Below are 20,693 nucleotides of genomic sequence, written 5' to 3'. Positions count from 1 at the left end.
ACGGCCGCCTCCCGCGCCTCGGCGACCATGCCCGCGGTCAACGCCTCGAACGCGTCCTGGACCAGCACCTCGTGCGCCAGACTCTCCGGATCCAACGGGTCACCCCACCCCGGATGCTCGGCCCACACCACCCGCCCCGGTCCTGCGGTCGCCACCGGTGCTGCGGTCGCCACCGCCTCGGTTCGTGTCGAGGCCGCGGGCTCGCGGTGACCGTGCCGACGCCACGGCGGCACATCGGGCTCGCACTGGGACGTCCCAGCCACCCTCACCCACTCCCGCGCCGGCCACATACCCACACCCAACCACCCACCACCGACAGACCCGCTGACCTGCGGAAATGCCCTGGCCGGCGATCGTGACCAAAGCGACACCCGCAGACACGCAACATTCGGCCGTCCTACGACGACTTCCTCAGTGAAGGGTCACGACCGCGAGCAGGGGCGGTCGCGCAGGAAGGGGTAGGACGATGGGTGGACAGTCAGGACCGCGGCTGCACCGGCGCACGGTGCTCCAGGGAGGGCTCGGGGCCGCCGCAGGCCTCGCGCTCGTGCCGTTCGCGAGCGGCACGTCATACGCGGCGGTGCGCGAGCTCTATCGCGGGTGCATGGGCGAGGACGTGCGGGCGTTGCAGAAGACGCTCGCCAGCAAGGGCTACTGGTGCGGCACCGCCGACGGCGACTTCGGCGAGCTGACCCAGCAGGCGGTGTGGGCGGTGCAGAAGCAGAACGGGCTCGTGCGTGACGCGATCGTCGGACCGCTGACGCGTCGGGCGCTGGCCAACGGTTCGCTCCCGCGACCGGTCGGCGGGTCGGGCACGCGTGTCGAGGTGCACCTGCGCAAGCAGCTGCTGCTCGTGGTCAAGGACGGCCGCACGACGATGGCGCTCAACACCAGCACCGGCAACGGGGAGTACTACTGGCTCAACGGCCGCCGCTACCGCGCGACGACGCCGACGGGCTCGTGGAAGGTCTACTCCGCCTACTCCAAGGGCTGGCAGTACGGCGACCTGGGCAAGATGTGGAAGCCGATGTACTACAACAGCGGCTGGGCGGTGCACGGCTCGACGTCGATCCCGCCGTGGCCGGCGTCGCACGGCTGCAGCCGGCTGTCGGTGCGGGCGATGAACATGCTCTGGAGCACGGGCACGATGTATGTCGGCTCGCGCGTGACCATCGCGACCGGCGCCTGAGCGGGGGTTCAGCCGTCGTAGAGGCGGTTGCGCGACTGGAGGACCTGGAGCGGCGCCGACGGCCCGTCGATGACGGCCGTGCTCGGGATGGTCGACCAGGAGCCGCCGTCGACGCTGACCTCGCCGCCGTACTCCACGGAGATGTAGGGGGAGACCTCGGCGGCGGTCGTGTACTCGTGGGTGATGTCGCCGTCGGGGTAGCCGCCGCCCAGGCTGGTGGTCGGGCCGATGCTCGTGCCGTCGCCGGTGACGTAGGTGGCGCCGACCAGCGTCGGGCGGATGCGCACCTCGTGGCCGGCGAGCGTCGTCGTGTCGACCTCGGCCGGCGCGAAGCCGGCGTCCGGCCACGCGAGCTCGAAGTAGACCGGGAGGTTGACCAGGGTCGCGCCGTCGGGCGGCTCGATGACCGCCTGGGGGAGCGCGAAGTCGGTGCGGTGGAACTGCTCGACGATCATCGCCTCGGTCAGCTCCTCGGCCGGCTCGCCCGAGCGCGGCGGGACCGAGTCGGTCCAGCAGGTCGGCGCCACCGGCGCCCAGTCCTCGAGCGGACCCGAGTCGTCCGCGGCCCGGCGGTAGATGATCGAGCGCGGGCCGAAGGACTCGGGGACGTTCTCCTCGCAGTAGGTCACAGCGAAGCCACAGATCTCCAGCCGCGGGCGCTCGGGGGAGTTCGGAGGTATGCAGTCGATGACGGCGACGTAGTCGTACCACTGGGTGGGGCTGTCGGGGGTGGAGCCGGTGGGGTACGAGGCCGCGAGAGCTTGCGTTTGTTGCTTGGTGAGCCCCACTGCGACCCCATCGCCGTCGATCTCGCATTGAGCACCTCGGCAGGGCGGATCCGTGGGGCTTAGTGGCATGCCTATAGACGCCAATAGCAGAGCTGCAGTCGGAACAATCATGGCTCTTCGACTTGGATCCCTCGCACCAGCCATGGATCCGCAGGTTCCAATTCGAAGACCAGAACGTACTGGCCAGAATCGGTCGTATCGGTTACTTCTCCGGCGTTGTTGAGCACGTCAACCGCGTGCTGTTCGACGGGGACCCGGATAACAGCCTGTTCGTCACTGTGCACGACACTCGTTACCGCGTTAGGCGTCCACAACTCTCCAGTGAGTGTCTCGTCGTGCTGCTCGCTGTACAACACCGTTGCCTCGTGGTTCTCGCAGGAGTCACAACCGTCCGCAGCAAGCGGCTCGAGAAGTCCGCTTTGCGGATCCATGCCGGTGTAATTGACGAGATCGATGTAGTGGAGTGCGAAGGCCTCGGCGCCCGCCTCGGTCTGCTCGCGCGCCTCCTCAGGCATCTCCGGCGCAGCCGTCTCCTCGGGCGCCTCGGTCGTCGGCGCCGCCTCGGTCGTCTCCTCGACGACGTCCGGCTCGGCCGTCGCGGTCGTCAGCGCGTCCTCGCTTGTGGGTGGGGGACTGGGCTCGGGCGTGCCGCCGCACCCAGCCAGGACGGCCAGACAGACGGCAGCGGTGATGACGGATCGAGTCACGTGATTACCCCTCCAGGTCTCGCCCGCACGGGTCGCGGGCCTCCGGCGTCCTTGCAGTCTGCCTGCTCCACCGTCAAGAAACCGTTGTCCACAGGTAAAGACTTCGTAAGGACTCCCGCCGGGGCCTTGAGGTCGCCCCGCCGTCCACCTAGGGTCGCCGTCAGACATCAAACGTCTGATGTCTTATGTGGAGAGGACACCATGACCCACCCGTCAACGACGACCCGCCGATCCCTGCGCCTCGCGGCCGCCGTCGGAGCGCTTACGCTCCTCGTGCCGGTCGGGGCCCACGCCGCCCACCTCGAGCCGCAGCCCGACTACGACGCCGCCCCCTTCTGGGCGCAGCAGCCCAGCTACACCGAGCAGGACCTCGCGGTCCCCGGCGTCGGTGGCTTCCCGAACTACCGCATCCCCGCCCTCACCGTGACCAACGAGGGCACGCTGCTCGCCAGCTACGACGGCCGCCCCACTGCGTGGGACGCGCCCGGGCCCAACTCCATACTCCAGCGCGTCTCCCACGACGGCGGCACCACCTGGGAGGAGCAGACCGTCGTCCATCAGGGCCAGGAGGAGGCCCCGGTCCACGGCTACTCCGACCCCAGCTACATCGTCGACCGCGAGACCGGCCACATCTTCAACTTCCACGTCTACTCGATGAACCAGGGCTTCGGCGGCTCCCAGCCCGGTGTCGACCCCGACGACCGCAACGTCCTGCACGCCGAGGTCAGCGTCTCCACCGACGACGGTCAGACGTGGGAGCACCGCACGATCACCGCGGACATCACCCCCGACCTGTCCGTCCGCTCGCGCTTCGCCGCCTCGGGCCAGGGCATCCAGCTGAAGTACGGCCCGCACGCCGGTCGCCTCATCCAGCAGTACACGATCATCAACGGCTCCGGCACCTTCCAGGCCGTCTCCGTCTACTCCGACGACCACGGGCAGACGTGGCAGGCCGGCGAGCCGGTCGGCGTCGGCATGGACGAGAACAAGACCGTCGAGCTCTCCGACGGCCGCGTCATGCTCAACTCCCGCGACTCCCACCGCTCCGGCTACCACAAGGTCGCGATCAGCGAGGACGGCGGCGTCACCTACGGCGAGGTCACGATCGACACCGAGCTGCCCGACCCGACCAACAACGCCTCGATCGTGCGCGCGTTCCCCAACGCCGAGCAGGGCAGCGACCGCGCCAAGGTGCTGCTCTTCTCCAACGCCAACAGCCAGAGCAGCCGCACCAACGGCGTCGTGCGCGCCAGCTGCGACGACGGCGACACCTGGCCGATCGCCAAGGAGTTCACCGACGGGCAGATGGCCTACTCCACGCTCGCCACCCTCCCCGACGGCAACGTCGGCCTCCTCTACGAGCCCGGCCACGACAGCATTAGGTATGCAGAGTTCAACCTCGCGTGGCTCGAGGGCCTCTGCGCGCCGCTCACCCCGGCGGAGGAGCTGACGGTCGAGCGCGGCAGCTCGGCCTCCACCACCGTCTCGACGGCCAACCAGCTCGGCCCGGTCATCCGTGACGGTGAGCTGACGGTCGACGCGCCCGAGGGCTGGTCCGTGACCGTCGGCGAGGTCCCCTCGCGCCTCACCCCTGGCCGCACCGCGGAGGTGAGCGTCGACGTCGACGTGCCGGCCAGCGCGACCGGTGGCACCTACCGCATACCGATGACCCTCACCGGCGCCGACGGCCGCAGCTCCCAGGGCACCCTCGTCGTGGTCGTGCCCAAGACCGAGGACGAGGTCGACGGGCGGATCAGCGTCACCGGTGGCACGGTCATCAACCCCAAGACCGAGCCGTATGCCGTGGGCGACCGGCTGACCTTCCACTACCGAGTCACCAACCTCACCGACGCGGTGACCACGGTGGTGCCGTCGGGCAACCTGCGCGACCTTGACCCGGCCGTCGACTCGCGCAACTGCCGCTGGCGCAACCTGCCCGGCAACGACGCCTACAACTGCAACTTCGCTTACCACGTCGTGACGCAGGAGGACCTGGACAGCGGTTCGTTCACCCCGGTGACGACCTGGACCTCCACCTCCGGTGACGACGTCACGGTCGTCGAGCACGAGGGGCCGGCGGTCGAGCTGCCCTGACCCACCGCCACGAGGTATGCCGAGGGGCACGTCCGCCACGGACGTGCCCCTCGGCGGGTTCCCCACACGGGAGAACGCGCAGGCGCTAATATCACGGACCGGTCGCATCGGCGACCCCAACGTCGGGAGCCTGTGGACGAAGGTCCATGATGTGCACGTCATCCACATGCGAGGAAGCAGGGAACCGTGCCATCAGTCGGGACAGTCGTCGTCAGCGTGCTCACCGCCGGAGCCGTGGTCGTCGGGGGAGGGGCGGTCGTCGCGGCCGTGGCCGGGTCACCTGGCCCGGACCGAGCACGGGTCGTCAAGGTGGTCGACGGGGACACCATCGACGTCAGCTACGACGGGACCGAGCATCGCGTGCGGCTGCTCAACATCGACACCCCCGAGACCAAGCACCCCGGCAAGGCGGTGGAGTGCCTGGGGCCGGAGGCGACGGCATACCTCGAGCAGCAGCTGGAGCCGGGCGACGTCGTGCGCCTGGAGTTCGACCAGGAGCTGCACGACCGCTTCGGGCGCGAGCTTGCAGGCGTCTTCGAGGACGACCTCTTCATCAACGCCGAGATCGCCCGGCGCGGGCTCGGCATCCCGGTCTACTTCGAGCCCAACAAGCGGTTCCTCGCCGAGGTCCAGGCCGCCTACGAGGAGGGCAAGGGCGCCCAGGCCGGCATGTTCAGCCCGGACGTCACGTGCACCTTTGCCTCACGGGTGCAGGAGTATGAGGACTCCGTCATCAGCGTCGAGGCGGCGCTCGGCAGCGACGTGCCGGAGGAGGTGCGGTCGGCAGCCGACGACGCCGTCGCTGCCGGTGTGGTGCTCCTGGCGCTGCTGGACGGGGTTCGGCCTGACTCCCTCGACGCGGCGGGGCTGACCGCCGCCGAGCTCGCGACGCTGCGGGCGAGGGTCGCCGACCTGCACGAGCGCGCCGGCGCCGCCTCGAAGAATGCCGGTGCTGAGATCGAGCGCCTCGAGGCGGAGGCGCAGGCGAAGAAGAAGGCTGAGGCGGAGGCCAAGAAGAAGGCCGAGGAGGAGGCCAAGCGCAAGGCTGAGGAAGAAGCCAGGCAGAAGGCCGAGGAGGAGGCCGCCCGCAAGGCCGCGGAGGAGGCGCAGCGCCAGGCGGAGGAGGCGGCCCGCCTGCAGGCCGAGGAGGCGGCGCGTCAGGCCGAGGCCGAGCGGGTCGCGGCGGAGGAGCAGGCTCGACGCCAGAGCCAGATCCAGCCTCTGGTGCCCCAGCCTGCCCCCGCACCTGCACCGGCTCCCGCACCCGCTCCGGCACCGGCCCCGCCCGCGAACGTGTGGTTCCAGAACTGCACCGCAGCCCGGGCCGCCGGCGCCGCGCCGGTCTACGTGGGCCAGCCCGGCTACGGGCGCCACCTGGACCGCGACGGGGACGGCGTCGGCTGCGAGTGACCCACTGACCCGACACGCCGAGAGGGGCCGACACGCCAGTGTTTCGGCCCCTCTCGCGCGTCCGATCCCAGTCGTGGCGCGGGATCGCGTGACGTGGGCAGATTCGTGTGGCTCAGGGTGTTGCATCTAGTAGACCCCTGCGCCTACGATTCCCACATCTAGTAGTTACAGCACTGTGGTTCGTCCACATGTTGTGCACATGCGGAGGGCGTGTACCCACACGTTCTCCACAGGTAATCCCCAGCTTTTCACACAGGACGCCGCTCGCCAGGGGGGTGTTCGCGTCGCGCTGCTCAAGGAGGCGAGTATGCACTGTCCGTTCTGCCGGCACACCGACTCCCGAGTGGTCGACAGCCGCGTCCAGGAGGAGGGCACCGTCATCCGGCGGCGCCGTCAGTGCCCGGAGTGCGGTCGGCGGTTCGGCACGGTCGAGACCGCCACGCTCTCGGTCATCAAGCGCTCCGGCGCGACCGAGCCGTTCAGCCGCGACAAGGTGATCAGCGGCGCCCGCAAGGCCTGCCAAGGACGGCCGGTCAGCGACGCGCAGCTGCAGATCCTTGCCCAGCAGGTGGAGGAGTCGATCCGCTCGCTGGGACAGGCAGAGGTCGACGCGCACGAGGTCGGCCTGGCGATCCTGGAGCCCCTGCGCTGCCTGGACGAGGTCGCCTACCTGCGCTTCGCGTCCGTCTACCAGGCCTTCGACTCCCTCGAGGACTTCGAGGCGGCCATCGCGCTCCTGCGGGCGGAGCAGGACGCGCAACAACCAGCCCCGGAGGGTATGGCGTAACGCCACCCTCCCGGGCCCGCACCACGGGCACGGGGTCTGTCAGACCCCGGTGCTGCACTGCATACAAGAGACATGAAGAACGACGAACCCGCACGACCCAACACCACGAGGAGTGAGCTCATGACGGAGACGACCGGGGCCAAGCCGCGGACCCGACGCGGCGGCAAGGGCCTGAAGATCGAGCGGATCTTCACCACCCCAGGCGTCCACCCCTACGACCAGGTCACCTGGGAGAAGCGGGACATCGTCCAGACCAACTGGAAGTCCGGCGAGACGATCTTCGAGCAGCGTGGTGTGGAGTTCCCCGACTTCTGGTCGGCCAACGCCTCCACGATCGTCACGACGAAGTACTTCCGCGGCGCCGTCGGCAGCCCCGAGCGCGAGAGCGGCCTCAAGCAGCTCGTCGACCGCGTGGTGCTCACCTACACGAAGGCCGGCAAGGAGCACGGCTACTTCGCCACCGAGGAGGACGCCGAGGTCTTCGAGCACGAGCTGACCTACGCGCTGGTGCACCAGATCTTCTCGTTCAACTCCCCGGTGTGGTTCAACGTCGGCACCAAGAGCCCGCAGCAGGTCTCCGCGTGCTTCATCCTGGCCGTCGACGACTCGATGGACTCGATCCTCAACTGGTACCGCGAGGAGGGCAAGATCTTCCAGGGCGGCTCGGGCGCCGGCCTCAACCTCTCGCGCATCCGCTCCTCCAAGGAGCTGCTGTCCTCCGGCGGCACCGCCTCCGGCCCGGTCTCCTTCATGCGTGGCGCCGACGCCTCCGCGGGCACCATCAAGTCCGGCGGCGCGACCCGCCGCGCGGCCAAGATGGTCGTCCTGGACGTCGACCACCCCGACATCGAGGAGTTCATCGAGACCAAGGCGCGCGAGGAGGACAAGATCCGCGCGCTGCGCGACGCCGGCTTCGACATGGACCTGGGCGGCAAGGACATCGTGTCCGTGCAGTACCAGAACGCCAACAACTCCGTGCGCGTCTCCGACGAGTTCATGCGCGCCGTGGAGGAGGGCAAGGAGTTCGGCCTGACCTCCCGCCTGGACGGCTCGGTCATCGAGAACATCGACGCCCGTGAGCTCTTCACCAAGATGGCCCAGGCCGCGTGGGAGTGCGCCGACCCCGGCATCCAGTACGACGGCACGATCAACGACTGGCACACCAACCCCGAGACCGGCCGCATCACCGCGTCCAACCCGTGCTCGGAGTACATGTCGCTCGACAACAGCTCGTGCAACCTGGCCTCGATCAACCTGCTCAAGTTCCTGCGCGAGGACGACACCTTCGACGTGGAGACCTTCGAGAAGGTCACCGAGCTGATCTTCACCGCGATGGACATCTCGATCTGCTTCGCCGACTTCCCGACCGAGGCGATCGGCCAGACCACCCGTGACTACCGCCAGCTGGGCATCGGCTACGCCAACCTCGGCGCGCTGCTCATGGCGACCGGCCACGGCTACGACTCCGAGGGCGGCCGCGCCGTCGCCGGCGCCATCACTTCGCTGATGACCGGCGCCGCCTACAAGCGCTCCGCCGAGCTCGCCGAGGTCGTCGGCCCCTACAACGGCTACGCCCGCAACGCCGACGCCCACAAGCGCGTCATGCGCAAGCACCAGGCGGCCAACGACGAGCTGCGCACCCTGGGTGCGATGGACTCCGGCATCCACAAGGCCGCGACCAAGGCCTGGGACGACGTCGTCAAGCTGGGGGAGAAGCACGGCTTCCGCAACGCCCAGGCCTCGCTGCTGGCCCCCACGGGGACCATCGGCTTCATGATGGACTGCGACACCACCGGCATCGAGCCCGACTTCTCCCTGGTGAAGTTCAAGAAGCTCGTCGGCGGCGGCTCCATGCAGATCGTCAACCAGACGATCCCGCGGGCGCTCAAGCGCATGGGCTACACCGAGGAGACCATCGAGGCGATCGTCGAGTACATCGCCGAGAACGGTCACGTCATCGACGCCCCCGGCCTGCGCACCGAGCACTACGAGGTCTTCGACTGCGCCATGGGCGTCCGGGCGATCAGTCCGATGGGCCACGTGCGGATGATGGCCGCGGTCCAGCCGTTCCTGTCCGGCGCGATCTCCAAGACGGTCAACCTGCCCGAGTCGGCGACCGTCGAGGAGATCGAGGAGGTCCACTTCCAGGGCTGGAAACTCGGCCTGAAGGCGCTCGCGGTCTACCGCGACAACTGCAAGGTCGGTCAGCCGCTGTCCGACGGCAAGGCCAACAAGGACGACAAGGCCAACAAGGACGACAAGAAGGCCGAGAACGAGGCCGAGCCCGCGGTCGAGAAGGTCATCGAGTACCGCCCCGTCCGCAAGCGCCTGCCCAAGCGCCGCACCAGCCAGACTACGAGCTTCGCGGTCGGTGGCGCAGAGGGCTACCTCACGGCCGGCACCTACGACTCCGGCGACCTGGGGGAGATCTTCCTCAAGTTCGGCAAGCAGGGCTCGACCCTGGCCGGTGTCATGGACGCCTTCTCCATCGCCGTCTCGATCGGCCTGCAGTATGGCGTGCCGCTGGAGACCTTCGTGGAGAAGTTCACCAACCTGCGGTTCGAGCCGGCCGGTCTGACCGACGACCCGGACGTGCGCATGGCGCAGTCGATCATGGACTACGTCTTCCGCCGCCTGGCGCTGGACTACCTGGACTTCGAGTCCCGGTCGTTCATGGGCATCCACAGCGCCGACGAGCGGGCCCGCCAGCTCGAGACCGGCTCCTACGCCCCGGTGTCCTCCTCCGACGGGTCCGACGAGGACTACGAGGACGAGCTGGAGACCCTGAGCCAGAGCGCGGCCGTCAAGCCCGAGCCGAAGGCCAAGAAGGTCGAGGACAAGTCCGGTGCTGGCGCCGCTGACGCCCGTCCGGTCGACGCCCCGGTCCACTCCTCGGCCGAGCTCATGGAGCAGTTCGCCGGCAAGGTGAACGACGCTCCGATCTGCATGACCTGCGGTACGAAGATGCGTCCCGCCGGCTCGTGCTACGTGTGCGAGGGCTGCGGGAGCACCAGCGGCTGCAGCTGACGAACGAACCCAAGGCGGGCTCGGCACTCTGGTGCCGGGCCCGCCTTGTCGTGATCGCCGGCACAACACTCCGGCGCCGACTCGCCCTTACGAGGGGATTGGGTTTTCGGCCAACGCTGGCAAGCTGTGCCAGGTGCAGACGGGGATATATGAGTCGCTGGTGACCTCAGGACTGGTTGAGGAGCTGGGGGTGCTCGGCGACGTCGACAAGCTTTTGGGAAACATTGATGACGCTGACTTGCCAGAGGTCCTATCCCGGCACGTTCGAGAAGTAGTACTTCAGCGACTGAGCGCGGCGAAGGACCCTGACCAGCGTTTGCAGATCGCGAACTCGGTCCTGACTCAGCTCAGCTCAACACGTGAGGCGGTCGAGAAACCGGCTCGCCAACTTCTAGCGCTGACGGCCCAAAGCTCAGTATCGAATCCTTCCCAGTCGATCTCACGCCCGGCCACGCCGTTGAGCGATGCTGCTCTCCTGACAAACGCTCGCGGAGAGCCGAACCTCGGTACAGAGATCAAGGCAGAGATCGACTCTGCCGACCGAGTTGACCTGCTGATCGCCTTCGTGAAGTGGCACGGACTCAGGTTGCTCGCGCCCCATCTCCGGAAGTTGCGCGACCGTGGCATTCCGCTGCGCGTCATCACCACGACCTACATGGGCGCCACCGAACGGTCCGCGCTCGACCGACTGGTACGTGAGTTCGGCGCGGATGTGCGTATCCAGTACGACTCTCAGCGTACGCGTCTCCATGCCAAGGCATGGCTGTTCGAACGGCGCACTGGTTTCGACACGGCGTACGTAGGTTCTTCGAACCTCTCGCGCGCGGCTCTCCTCGACGGCGTCGAGTGGAACGTGAGGCTGTCACGCGTCGCCACGCCGGCGCTGTTAGATAAGTTTCAGGCCACCTTCGAGACGTACTGGAACGACCGTACCTACGAGCTCTACGACCCAGAGCGTGACAGGGACCGCCTGGATGATGCCCTAGCCGAAGCGTCTGGACGGAAGCAGCACTCCGGGGTGACCATCACACTCTCGGGCCTACAGGTTCGGCCTTTTGCCTACCAGCAAGAGATGTTGGAGGCCCTGGACGCCGAGCGGACACTGCACGACCGCCACCAGAATCTCGTGGTGGCGGCCACGGGGACGGGCAAGACCGTTGTCGCGGCCATGGACTACCAGCGCCTGGCGCAGAGGTCGGACAAGCAACCCTCCCTACTCTTCGTCGCCCACCGACGCGAGATCCTGCAGCAGTCGTTGCGGACCTACAGGGAGGTCATGGCCGACGGCAACTTCGGCGAGCTCTATGTCGGAGGCTCACGGCCCGAGCGCTGGCGGCACGTCTTTGCGAGCGTTCAGTCATTGACCTCGTATGGGGTCGAGAACATCCCGCCAGATGCCTATGACGTCGTCGTCGTCGACGAGTTCCACCATGCGCAGGCCGCCACGTACCGGCGCCTCATCAAGCACCTGGCTCCGCGCGAACTCCTGGGGCTGACAGCGACACCCGAACGGGCAGATGGCCTCGATGTTCGCGAGTTCTTCGGTGGACGCACGGCTGTCGAGTTGCGGCTCTGGGATGCCTTGGGCGCCGATCTGCTGTGTCCCTTTCACTACTTTGCGGTCGCTGACAACACCGACCTGCGCAGCATCGCGTGGAGGAGAGGCAGGTACGACGAGACTGAGCTCGAGAACCTGTACACCGGGAACGACGCACGGGCAGCCCTTGTGCTGTCGCAGCTGCGCGACAAGGTGCTGGACCCCGGCAGCATGCGGGCGTTGGGATTCTGCGTAGGCGTCGACCATGCCAGATTCATGGCCTCGGCCTTCACCCGGGCCGGCATCCCAGCGCAGGCGGTGAGCGGAGACACCCCAACGGCTGAACGCGAGCAGGCGCTTCGGGATCTCCGGGACCGCAAGGTCAACGTGCTGTTCGCCGCCGACCTGTTCAACGAAGGTCTGGACCTCCCAGACGTAGACACGGTGCTCTTCCTCCGTCCGACGGAAAGTGCCACAGTGTTCCTGCAGCAGTTGGGCCGCGGGCTGCGGCGCACGCCAGACAAGGCCGTCCTCACCGTTTTGGACTTCATCGGCTACCACCGCAAGGAGTTCAGTTTCGAACCCAAGTTGCGGGCTCTCACCGGTAGCTCGCGACGCAGCTTGAGCGAGGACATCCAAAAGGAGTTCCCGTTTCTCCCCTCTGGTTGCCAGATCGTCATGGACCGACAGTCGCAGGCCATCGTCCTGGAGAACATTCGGTCACAGATTTCCAACCGCTGGACGCAGATGGTTGCCGAGCTCCGGTCGCACGGTGAGTCGGATCTGGCATCGTTCCTCGGCGAGTCACGCCTCGAGCTGTCGGATGTCCTCCGACGGGGCACGCACTCCTGGACGCGGCTGCGCCGGGATGCGGGTCTGCCGACTCGGCCCGGCTCACCACTTGAAGAGAAGCTACTCAAGCGGGTGCGCGCCTTTGCGCACGTCGACGACCGTGATCGTGCTGATGTCTACTTGCGCTTGCTGGCTGACGACGCGCCGGCCTACGACCACTTGTCGCCGGCCGAGCGCCACATGGCGCACATGCTTTTCTTCTCCCTCTGGCCAGACGGCGGCGGTTACGACGGATATGCGGAGGGTTTGGAGTCCATCAGACATGATCCGGCAATGCGAGATGAGCTCCGTAGCGTCATCGACATCTCGTTCGACGCCGCTCGACACCCCACGGTGGGGCTGACCGGGCCACTCGAAGACGTCCCTCTTCGAGTGCATGCCCGCTACCAGCGGGAAGAGGTCTTGGCCGCCCTTCGATACGTCGCACCAGAGAGTCGGAAGCCGAACTCCTTCCGGGAGGGAGTCCTCTACGCGCCGGAGGTCAACGTCGACGCCTTCTTCGTGACGCTCAAGAAGTCCGAGGCGGATTACTCGCCTACGACCATGTATCGCGACTACCCGATCAGTCCCACCCTCTTCCACTGGGAGTCCCAGTCCACGACGTCGGCGGAGTCCAAAACAGGCCAGAGGTACCTCAGCGGCAACAGCCACGTTCTCATCTTCGCCCGCGAAGAGCAGAAGGACGAGTTCGGGACCAGCGCCTACCTGTTCCTCGGCCCGGCGCGCTACAAGAGCCACACCGGAAGCCGTCCGATTGCCATCACATGGGAGCTGGAGCACGCACTCCCGGCAGACTTCTTTGCCTCAGCGACGGTCGTGGCCAGTTAAGGCGGACCATCAGTTGTGGCAGGTTTCTGGGCTAGGGCGAGCGTCGGGCTGACGCCTCAGGTGTGCCGGTCCGGCGGACGACGCCCCCGGAGCATGAAGCCGATGCCGACGAGTGCCACGACCGGCCCCACCAGGGCCCACAGCGTGACGCCGGTCATGGGGCTGCCCCCGACGACGCCGAGTCCCTGCAGCGTCCACAGCACACCCACGGCGATCAGGACGACTCCGCCGAACAGGCTCATGACCGGGCGCATGGATGCACCATACGAGGCGGGCCCGCCGGTGGCGTCCCCCTAGAGGACGTACTGCGCGATAAGCGAGTCGAGCCTGCGCACGTCGACGCCCTTGCGGAGGTTCACCTTCACGTGTCCGACGCGCGTCCACAGCTCCATCTCGGCGTTGGTGTCGAGCATGCCGGCGTTCTCCGAGCTCCACATGTTGATGGAGGAGTAGGGCAGGGAGTAGACCTCGACCTTCTTGCCGGTCAGGCCCTGCGCGTCACGGACGATGAGTCGCTTGGTGGTGAAGATGGCCGAATCACGGAAGGTCTTGTAGGCGGCGACGGCCTGCTCGCCCGGCACCAGCAGGCTCTGGACGTCGTTCGGGATCGGGCACTCCGAGATAAGCGTCCAGGTCAGGATGGGTGCGGTCTCCACGGTCAGTTCCCCTCGGGTCGTCGGCGGCGAGCCCACCCCGCCACCGGCGACAGGTCTATCACCTCGCAGGGACAGGACCGCTCGCGCCACGAGGCGTAGCGTTGGGAGCGTGACCGAGAAGCAGGTGTACGAGGTCGTGCGCAGCTCTCCGGACTTCGAGCTGCGCCGCTACCCGTCCCACGTCGTCGCCGAGGTCGTCGTCACGGCGCCGTTCGAGGACGCCGGCAACGTCGCCTTCCGCACGCTCGCCGGCTACATCGGCGGCCAGAACCGCGCGGCCCGCAGGATCGCGATGACCGCGCCCGTGGTGCAGCAGGAGGCACAGCAGATCTCGATGACGGCGCCCGTGGTGCAGCAGGAGACCGAGCCGGGCGGGTATGCCGTCGCCTTCGTCCTGCCGGCCGCGATCACCCTGGAGGACGCGCCGGTCCCGACGGACCCCGCGGTCACGCTGCACGCCCGGCCCGCCGTGCTGGCCGCGGCACGTCGCTACCGCGGCCGCTGGACCCGGGCCTCGTTCGAGCGGCACCGGACCGCGCTGGACAAGGCGGTCCGCGAGGCCGGCCTCACCCCGGTGGGCGCGCCGCGATGGGCGCGCTTCGACCCGCCCATCGTGCCCGCGCCGCTGCGCCGCAACGAGGTCGTGCAGGACGTGACGGAGTAGTCGTCCTCGCCCTTCGGCAGGACGGGCTCAGGTGCGGGGCGACCCGTCCTCGGGCTCGTCAGCTTGGCCGCCGAGCGAGCCCGAGACGATGCCGTAGGTGATGCCGAGCGCAAAGCCCACGCCCAGCAGGGCCCAGTTGTCGAGGATGAGCGACAGGGCCGTGCCGAGCATCAGCCCGAAGGCGATGCCCAGGGCGAAGCGGTTGTTGCCGTCCATGGCCGTGCCGTCGTCGTCACCCACAGCCCCACTCTCGCAGGCGGTCCCGGGCGCCCGGGGACGGGGGCGATGACATACTCGGACCCCCACCGTGAGGAAGAGGCTGCATGGTCGAGGCGCTCAACGCCTTCATCGAGGCGAACGCCGACTCGATGTGGCTGTTGCCCGCGGTGCTCCTGGTGTGCATCCTCGACGGCATCCTGCCGCCCGCGCCCGCCGAGCCGGTGCTCGTGGCCCTGGGGGCGGTGGCCGTCGCGGAGGGTCAGCCCAGCCTCGTCGCGCTGGTGGCGGTGGCCGCCGTCGGCGGGTTCCTCGGCGACAACCTGACCTACACCATCGGGCGCTACACCCGGCTGGGCCGGCTGCGCGAGAGCAGCAAGCCCAGGGTGCGCGGGTTCTTCATGTGGATCAGCGGCCTGCTCATGCGGCGGGGAGGCATGATCATCATCGCCTGCCGCTACGTGCCCGGCGGGCGCCAGATGGTCAACCTCACCGCCGGCGCCATGGAGTTCCCGCGTCTGCGGTTCATCCTCTTCGACAGCATCGCGGTCGTCACCTGGGCGGTCTACAACGTCGGCATCGGGGCGCTGGCGGGCGCCTGGCTGGAGGACAACCCCTTGCTCGGTGCCGCGGTCGCGGTGGTCTTCGCGCTGGCGCTGGGCTGGGTGGCCGAGCGCGGCGCGCAGTGGTGGCGCGACCGCTCCGACCAGCGGGTCGCCCAGGGGGCCGGTTAGCAGGTGGCGCAGCAGCCGTCGCCGCGCCACGCCTCGAGACCCTCGCGCACCGCGACCCCGGCGATGACCAGAGCGGCCACCGCGTCCAGCCACCACCATCCGAGCAGGGTGTTGGCGAGCAGGCCCACGAGCAGGACCGCCGACAGGTAGGTGCACAGCAGCGTCTGGGTGCCGTCGGCGTGCACGGCGCCCGAGCCGAGCTCGCGGCCGGTGCGGCGCTGGGCCCAGGACAGCACCGGCATGACCATCAGCGACAGCGTCGCCAGCACGATCCCCACCGTGGAGGAGTCGGGCCGGGCGCCGGTCAGCAGCGACGACAGCGACTCGTAGGTGACGTAGAGCGCCAGCGCGAAGAACGACAGGCCGATGAGCCGCCCGGCCAGCTGCTCGCGCGACTCCGGCAGCGGGTGGCGGAACTGCCACAGGATGATCAGGCCGCTGGCGACCTCGACCGTCGAGTCAAGGCCGAAGCCGATGAGCGCCGCCGAGCCCGCGACCCGGCCGGCGGCGATGGCCACGACCGCCTCGACGACGTTGTAGACGACCGAGGCGCCGGCCAGCAGCTGCGCCCGTCGGGCCAGGGTGGCACGACGCTGCGGCGTCAGGAGGGCGAAGGTGCGGGTCGTGCCGGTGCTCACCGCTCCAGCGTATCCACGCGGGCGTAGGCTCCTGCGCGATGTCGCCGACCACCCAGCCCCGAGAGCACGAGCGGGGGCACGGGCACGCCCGCGGCAGCACGGCATACCGCAGGCTGCTCGCCGCGCTGCTGTGCGCGGGCGTCGCGACCTTCGCCCAGCTCTACTCGCCCCAGGGGGTGCTGCCGCAGATCGCCGCCGACCTCGGCACGAGCGCCGACCGCGCCGCGCTGACCGTCTCGGCCGCGACCCTGGGCCTGGCGCTCGCGGTCGTGCCGTGGTCGTTCGTCGGCGACCGGTTCGGCCGGCTGCGCGCGATGGTGCTCGCGGTCGCCAGCGCCACCGTGCTCGGCCTGGTGGCAGCGTGGGCGCCGACCTTCGAGGCGGTGCTGGCCCTGCGCCTCCTCGAGGGGGTCGCCCTCGGCGGCGTGCCCGCGCTGGCGATGGCCTACCTCAACGAGGAGGTCGACGCCCGCGCCGCGTCGATCGCGGCGGGGTGGTTCGTCGGCGGCACCACCATCGGCGGGCTGCTGGGCCGCGTCGTCGCGACGCCGGTCGCCGACGCCTCCTCCTGGCGGGTCGGCATGACGACCGTCTCGGCGATGGCGGCCGCGGCGGCGGTCGCGTTCGTGGTGCTGGCGCCGCGCGAGCGCCGGTTCGTGGCCGTGCCCGTCGGCAGCGTGCTCGCGCAGACCCGCCGGGTGCTGGTCAACCTCAGCGACCGCGCGCTGCTCGGCCTCTACGTCTCGGCGTTCCTGCTCATGGGCGGCTTCGTCGCCGTCTACAACTACCTCGGCTTCCGCCTCACCGCCGAGCCCTACCTGCTGCCCGGGTGGGCGGTCGGGCTGATCTTCCTCGCCTACCTGGCCGGCACCGTCTCCGCGCCCCGGGCCGGGGAGCTCGCCGCACGGCACGGCAGGTATGTCGTGCTCGTCGGGTGCGTCCTCGTCATGGTGGCCGGCCTGCTGCTCACCCTGGCGGGGCCGCTGTGGCTGGTGCTGGCCGGCCTGCTGGTGCTCACGGCCGGCTTCTTCGGCGCCCACTCGGTGGCCTCCGGGTGGGCGGGGGCCCGCGCCGTGACGGCCCGGGCCCAGTCGACCGGGCTCTACAACCTCGCCTACTACGGCGGCTCCAGCGTCCTGGGCTGGGCCGGGGGCCTGGCGTTCGAGGCCACCGGCTGGGCCGGGGTGGTCGCCTTCGTCGTCGGGGCCGCGCTCGTGGCGCTCGCGGTCCAGCGGGTGCTCGTGCGCCCGGCTGGGTAGGTTTACCTCGCCACATCGCGCAGCGAGCAAGGAGACCTCATGCCCGACCGACGGCACGTGCCTGGTGACCATCTCCGGCAGTACGACACCGACGTGGACCGCGGGGCGGAGGTGGGCCAGAAGTCCCCCGGGGAGCGCGACCCCGGCCTGGAGTCCCGCCCGGCCAAGGTCCGCTGGATCGGGCTGGCCGCCGGCCTGCTCGGGGCGCTGCTGGTCTACCTCATCATGCCGGGGGACGTGGCGCACGCCGCCAAGCTCACCGCCGCCACGGCCGTGCTCATGGGCGTGTGGTGGATGACCGAGGCCCTGCCGATCCCGGCGACCGCGCTCGTGCCGCTGGTGGTCTTCCCGGTGCTCGGCGAGGCCAGCGTCAACGACGTCGGGGCCTCCTACGGCAACAACATCATCTTCCTCTTCATGGGCGGCTTCATGCTCGCCCTGGCCATGCAGCGCTGGAACCTGCACCGGCGCATCGCGCTGGTCACCGTGCGGGCGATGGGCACCAACCCGGCCATGGTGGTCGCCGGCTTCATGGTCGCCACCGGCTTCCTGTCGATGTGGGTGTCCAACACCGCCACCGCCGTGATGATGCTGCCGATCGGCGTGTCGGTGCTCATGCTCGTCGCCAAGCTCGGGGCGGAGCAGCAGGGTGTGCCCGCCACCGGCGGCACGGAGGCGGCCCCCGCCGAGGGCGGCCTGGACGCGATCGAGGACGACGCCGACCCGCAGTCGCAGGCGGTCAAGGACGCGGTCATCGAGTCCAACTTCGGCACCGCCCTCATGCTCGGCATCGCCTACGCCGCCTCCATCGGCTCCCTCGCCACGATCATCGGCACCCCGCCCAACACCCTGCTGGTGGGCTACCTGCAGGAGAACCACGACATCTCCATCGGCTTCGGCCAGTGGATGATCGTCGGCCTTCCGCTGGCGGTCATCTTCCTGGTCATCTGCTGGTTCCTGCTGACGAAGGTGTTCTTCAAGCCCGAGATCGACGAGATCCCGGGCGGGCGCGACCTGATGACCAAGGAGATCGACAAGCTCGGGCCGATGTCGCAGGGCGAGATCCGGGTGCTGGGCATGTTCATCCTGGCGGCCGTCTCCTGGGTGAGCATCCCGCTCATCTTCGACGAGCCGCCGATCGACGACGCCGGCATCGCGATGACCGTCGCGATCCTGCTCTTCCTGCTGCCCGCCGGCGCGGCCCGCGGCGTGCGGCTGCTCGACTGGAACAGCGCCGTCCAGCTGCCCTGGGGCGTCCTGCTCCTCTTCGGCGGCGGCCTGGCGCTGTCGGCGCAGTTCGGCGACTCCGGCCTGACCGAGTGGATCGGCACCCAGGCCGAGGGGCTGGGCGGCCTTCCGGTCGTGCTGCTCGTCATTGTCTTCGCCGCCGGGATCATCTTCCTGACCGAGCTGACCAGCAACACCGCGACCGCGGCCACCTTCCTCCCGGTCGCCGGCGGTGTGGCGCTCGGCCTGGGCATCGACCCGATGCTGCTGGCCATCCCCGTCGCGCTGGCCGCCACCTGCGCGTTCATGCTGCCGGTCGCGACCCCGCCCAACGCCATCGCCTTCGGCTCCGGCTACGTCACCATCCCGCAGATGGTCAAGGCGGGGCTGTGGCTCAACCTCATCGGCATCGTGCTGGTGACCGCCACGGTGATGACGCTGGCGGTGTGGGTCTTCAGCATCGCCTACTGAGCACGCTGCTCAGGGTCTGGTCGCCGGACACTCAGAACCGCGAGGAGCTGCCGGCCCCGCTGAAGCTGCCGCCACCGCTGTAGCCCGACGTCGACCCGCCCGAGGAGGCTGAGCGCGACTGCTCGACCTCGCTGGTGCCGGTGGAGTAGCCGCTGCGGAAGGAGCTCACGGCATACCAGGTCCACATCGGGTTGGCGGTGCTGACGATCGTGGGCTCGCGGCGGCGACCCCCGCGCTCCTTGCGCATCGCCGTGAGCATCATCTCGCGCTCGGACGAGTCGTCCATGGTCCGGCCCACGGCGGCGGCCAGGGCGTCGAGGTGCTCGCTGAGCTGGTCACGGACGTCGCGCAGCTGGTCGAGCGCGTCGTCGGGGGAGACCGACCGCGACTCCAGCCCGGCCCGCAGCCGGTCGAGCTCCACCAGCTGGGAGGAGGCGAAGCGGCGCACCTCCCGCGCCTCGGGCTGGCCGCGCACCTCGTCGTCCAGGTCCTGCTCGAGCATCGGCTCCACCTGCTCCAGGTCCTCGCGCACCGGGGCCACCTGGCGCTGCCACGCCTCGGCCCAGGCCCGGTCGCGGTTGAGGAGCGCCGCGGTGTCGGCGATGACGTCGTCCAGCTCGTCGAGCGAGCGGGCCTTGTCGCGGTATGCCGTGAGCCGCTCGAGCGTCCCGGCCCGGTCGTAGTCGCGCTCGGGGATCGAGCGCACCTCGTTGCCGAGGTCGGTCAGCTCCCGGAAGCCCTGCCGGTACTCGTCGTAGCGGCGCAGCATGAGGCCGCCGTAGCGCGACGTCTCGGGGATCAGCCGGGCGTGCAGCTCGGTCACCTCGTCGTCGCGCACGACGCTGGCCATCCGCTCGTCGCCCTCGGCGCGCGCCGCGCGGCTGCGTCGGGCGCGGTGCAGCCCCACCCCGAGGTAACCGCCGGCGCCGAGCAGCGTCGCCAACGACGCCCCGCCGAAGACCGCGGCGCCGCCGGCGGTGCGGATGAAGGGGCTGTTCATCCGGGCGGCCGCCTCCTCGATGCCGGTCACGGCACCCTCTGACCACTGCCCGGCGCGCAGGTCGTCGTAGGTCGCCTCCTGGATCTCGGTCTGCTCCTCGGGGTCGACCTTCCGGTTCTCCCCGAAGTAGGTCCCGACCAGCCGCCCGTCGGGGTCGACGGCGAAGACGTAGAGGTCGTCCGCCCACTTCTGCTCGTCCGCGCTCAGCCACTCCGGGCGCGACTCGCGGGCGTGCGACAGGACGGCGTCGTTGAGGGCACGCTCGTCGGTGCGGGCCTCCTCACCGCCGCGGGTGGTGAAGACGGCTACCTCCGTCGGCTCGTGGAAGCGGATCCCGTCCAGCCCCTCACGCAGGGTCGGCTCGTGCAGCACCTCCGCGGTGTCGTCCACCTGCAGCCCCGTCGCGGCGTGCTCCGGCGCGGCAGCGGCATACCAGCCCACGGTCGTCCCCACCACGCCCAGCGACGCGACGCCGCCCACCAGTGCCCGTGTCCTGACCGACATACCCTGTGCTCCGTCCCCGAGTCCGTGACCTGCTGCGATGCCACCGTAGCGGCCGACCTGGGACGGGCCGCCCGCCGCCCGGGTTCCCGACCGGTGGTAGCGGGT

At 69.3% G+C, this 20,693-nt stretch carries 17 protein-coding genes; 10 read left to right on the top strand and 7 right to left on the bottom strand.

Annotation, left to right across the window (positions count from 1 at the left end):
* The first annotated feature begins 466 nt into the window (after nucleotides 1-466).
* Nucleotides 467-1,189 carry a L,D-transpeptidase family protein gene (locus tag K330_RS0109570; protein ID WP_022921613.1) on the top strand — a complete coding sequence of 241 codons (723 nt, stop codon included), beginning with the start codon at nucleotides 467-469 and terminating at the stop codon, nucleotides 1,187-1,189.
* An 8-nt stretch (nucleotides 1,190-1,197) separates the two neighbouring features.
* Here K330_RS0109570 and K330_RS22700 read toward each other — a convergent pair whose 3' ends face one another.
* Entirely contained in the window at nucleotides 1,198-1,977 is a 780-nt protein-coding gene (locus K330_RS22700) for a hypothetical protein (RefSeq protein ID WP_156875756.1), read from the bottom strand.
* Between the two features lie 107 nt (nucleotides 1,978-2,084).
* Nucleotides 2,085-2,684 carry a DUF6318 family protein gene (locus K330_RS0109560; RefSeq protein ID WP_022921611.1) on the bottom strand — a complete coding sequence of 200 codons (600 nt, stop codon included), beginning with the start codon at nucleotides 2,682-2,684 and terminating at the stop codon, nucleotides 2,085-2,087.
* Nucleotides 2,685-2,885: 201 nt separating this feature from the next.
* Between K330_RS0109560 and K330_RS20385 the strand changes: the two genes are divergently transcribed.
* The 5 genes from K330_RS20385 to K330_RS0109535 all read left to right on the top strand — a co-directional run bounded on the left by K330_RS20385 (nucleotide 2,886) and on the right by K330_RS0109535 (nucleotide 13,219).
* Nucleotides 2,886-4,778: a sialidase family protein gene (locus K330_RS20385; RefSeq protein ID WP_022921610.1), complete on the top strand. Its 1,893-nt coding sequence runs from the start codon at nucleotides 2,886-2,888 to the stop codon at nucleotides 4,776-4,778.
* 186 nt (nucleotides 4,779-4,964) lie between these two features.
* Entirely contained in the window at nucleotides 4,965-6,188 is a 1,224-nt protein-coding gene (locus K330_RS22695) for an excalibur calcium-binding domain-containing protein (protein ID WP_084617356.1), read from the top strand.
* 307 nt (nucleotides 6,189-6,495) lie between these two features.
* On the top strand, nucleotides 6,496-6,975 hold the full coding sequence (nrdR, locus tag K330_RS0109545; protein WP_022921609.1) for a transcriptional regulator NrdR: 480 nt from the start codon (nucleotides 6,496-6,498) through the stop codon (nucleotides 6,973-6,975).
* Nucleotides 6,976-7,095: 120 nt separating this feature from the next.
* On the top strand, nucleotides 7,096-10,002 hold the full coding sequence (locus K330_RS0109540; RefSeq protein ID WP_022921608.1) for a vitamin B12-dependent ribonucleotide reductase: 2,907 nt from the start codon (nucleotides 7,096-7,098) through the stop codon (nucleotides 10,000-10,002).
* 133 nt (nucleotides 10,003-10,135) lie between these two features.
* Nucleotides 10,136-13,219, top strand: coding sequence for a DEAD/DEAH box helicase (locus K330_RS0109535; RefSeq protein ID WP_022921607.1), 3,084 nt, complete (start codon nucleotides 10,136-10,138; stop codon nucleotides 13,217-13,219).
* 56 nt (nucleotides 13,220-13,275) lie between these two features.
* Here K330_RS0109535 and K330_RS0109530 read toward each other — a convergent pair whose 3' ends face one another.
* Nucleotides 13,276-13,473 (bottom strand): hypothetical protein, encoded by a 198-nt coding sequence (locus tag K330_RS0109530; protein WP_022921606.1) that lies wholly within the window; start codon nucleotides 13,471-13,473, stop codon nucleotides 13,276-13,278.
* A 39-nt stretch (nucleotides 13,474-13,512) separates the two neighbouring features.
* Complete coding sequence (locus K330_RS0109525; protein WP_022921605.1) at nucleotides 13,513-13,875, bottom strand: PH domain-containing protein; 363 nt, start codon at nucleotides 13,873-13,875, stop codon at nucleotides 13,513-13,515.
* 109 nt (nucleotides 13,876-13,984) lie between these two features.
* On the opposite strand from K330_RS0109525, the gene K330_RS0109520 reads away from it, so the two are divergent.
* The gene (locus tag K330_RS0109520) at nucleotides 13,985-14,539 is read left to right on the top strand and encodes an SOUL family heme-binding protein (RefSeq protein ID WP_029202510.1); all 555 of its coding nucleotides are present in this window, start codon (nucleotides 13,985-13,987) and stop codon (nucleotides 14,537-14,539) included.
* Nucleotides 14,540-14,566: 27 nt separating this feature from the next.
* Here the strand turns inward: K330_RS0109520 and K330_RS20370 are convergent, their stop codons facing one another.
* On the bottom strand, nucleotides 14,567-14,779 hold the full coding sequence (locus tag K330_RS20370; RefSeq protein ID WP_040657909.1) for a hypothetical protein: 213 nt from the start codon (nucleotides 14,777-14,779) through the stop codon (nucleotides 14,567-14,569).
* An 83-nt stretch (nucleotides 14,780-14,862) separates the two neighbouring features.
* Between K330_RS20370 and K330_RS0109510 the strand changes: the two genes are divergently transcribed.
* Complete coding sequence (locus K330_RS0109510; protein WP_022921604.1) at nucleotides 14,863-15,489, top strand: DedA family protein; 627 nt, start codon at nucleotides 14,863-14,865, stop codon at nucleotides 15,487-15,489.
* Here the strand turns inward: K330_RS0109510 and K330_RS0109505 are convergent.
* Nucleotides 15,486-16,127: a cation diffusion facilitator family transporter gene (locus K330_RS0109505; RefSeq protein WP_022921603.1), complete on the bottom strand. Its 642-nt coding sequence runs from the start codon at nucleotides 16,125-16,127 to the stop codon at nucleotides 15,486-15,488. The two genes, K330_RS0109510 and K330_RS0109505, sit on opposite strands and share 4 nt — an antisense overlap.
* 38 nt (nucleotides 16,128-16,165) lie before the next feature.
* Here K330_RS0109505 and K330_RS0109500 point away from each other — a divergent pair, with 38 nt between their 5' ends.
* Together K330_RS0109500 and K330_RS0109495 are read left to right on the top strand one after the other, a co-directional pair.
* Entirely contained in the window at nucleotides 16,166-17,386 is a 1,221-nt protein-coding gene (locus tag K330_RS0109500; RefSeq protein WP_022921602.1) for an MFS transporter, read from the top strand.
* Nucleotides 17,387-17,425: 39 nt separating this feature from the next.
* Complete coding sequence (locus K330_RS0109495) at nucleotides 17,426-19,084, top strand: SLC13 family permease (RefSeq protein WP_022921601.1); 1,659 nt, start codon at nucleotides 17,426-17,428, stop codon at nucleotides 19,082-19,084.
* Nucleotides 19,085-19,115: 31 nt separating this feature from the next.
* On the opposite strand, the gene K330_RS0109490 is transcribed toward K330_RS0109495, so the two are convergent.
* A complete protein-coding gene (locus K330_RS0109490) occupies nucleotides 19,116-20,588 on the bottom strand; it encodes a DUF5129 domain-containing protein (RefSeq protein WP_029202508.1) in 1,473 nt (490 codons plus the stop codon).
* Nucleotides 20,589-20,693: the final 105 nt, after the last annotated feature.

The organism is Ornithinimicrobium pekingense DSM 21552 (assembly GCF_000421185.1).
Lineage (GTDB): Bacteria > Actinomycetota > Actinomycetes > Actinomycetales > Dermatophilaceae > Ornithinicoccus > Ornithinicoccus pekingensis.
The sequence above is the reverse complement of the archived record's forward strand: the minus strand, read 5'-3'. Positions and strand labels throughout refer to the sequence as shown.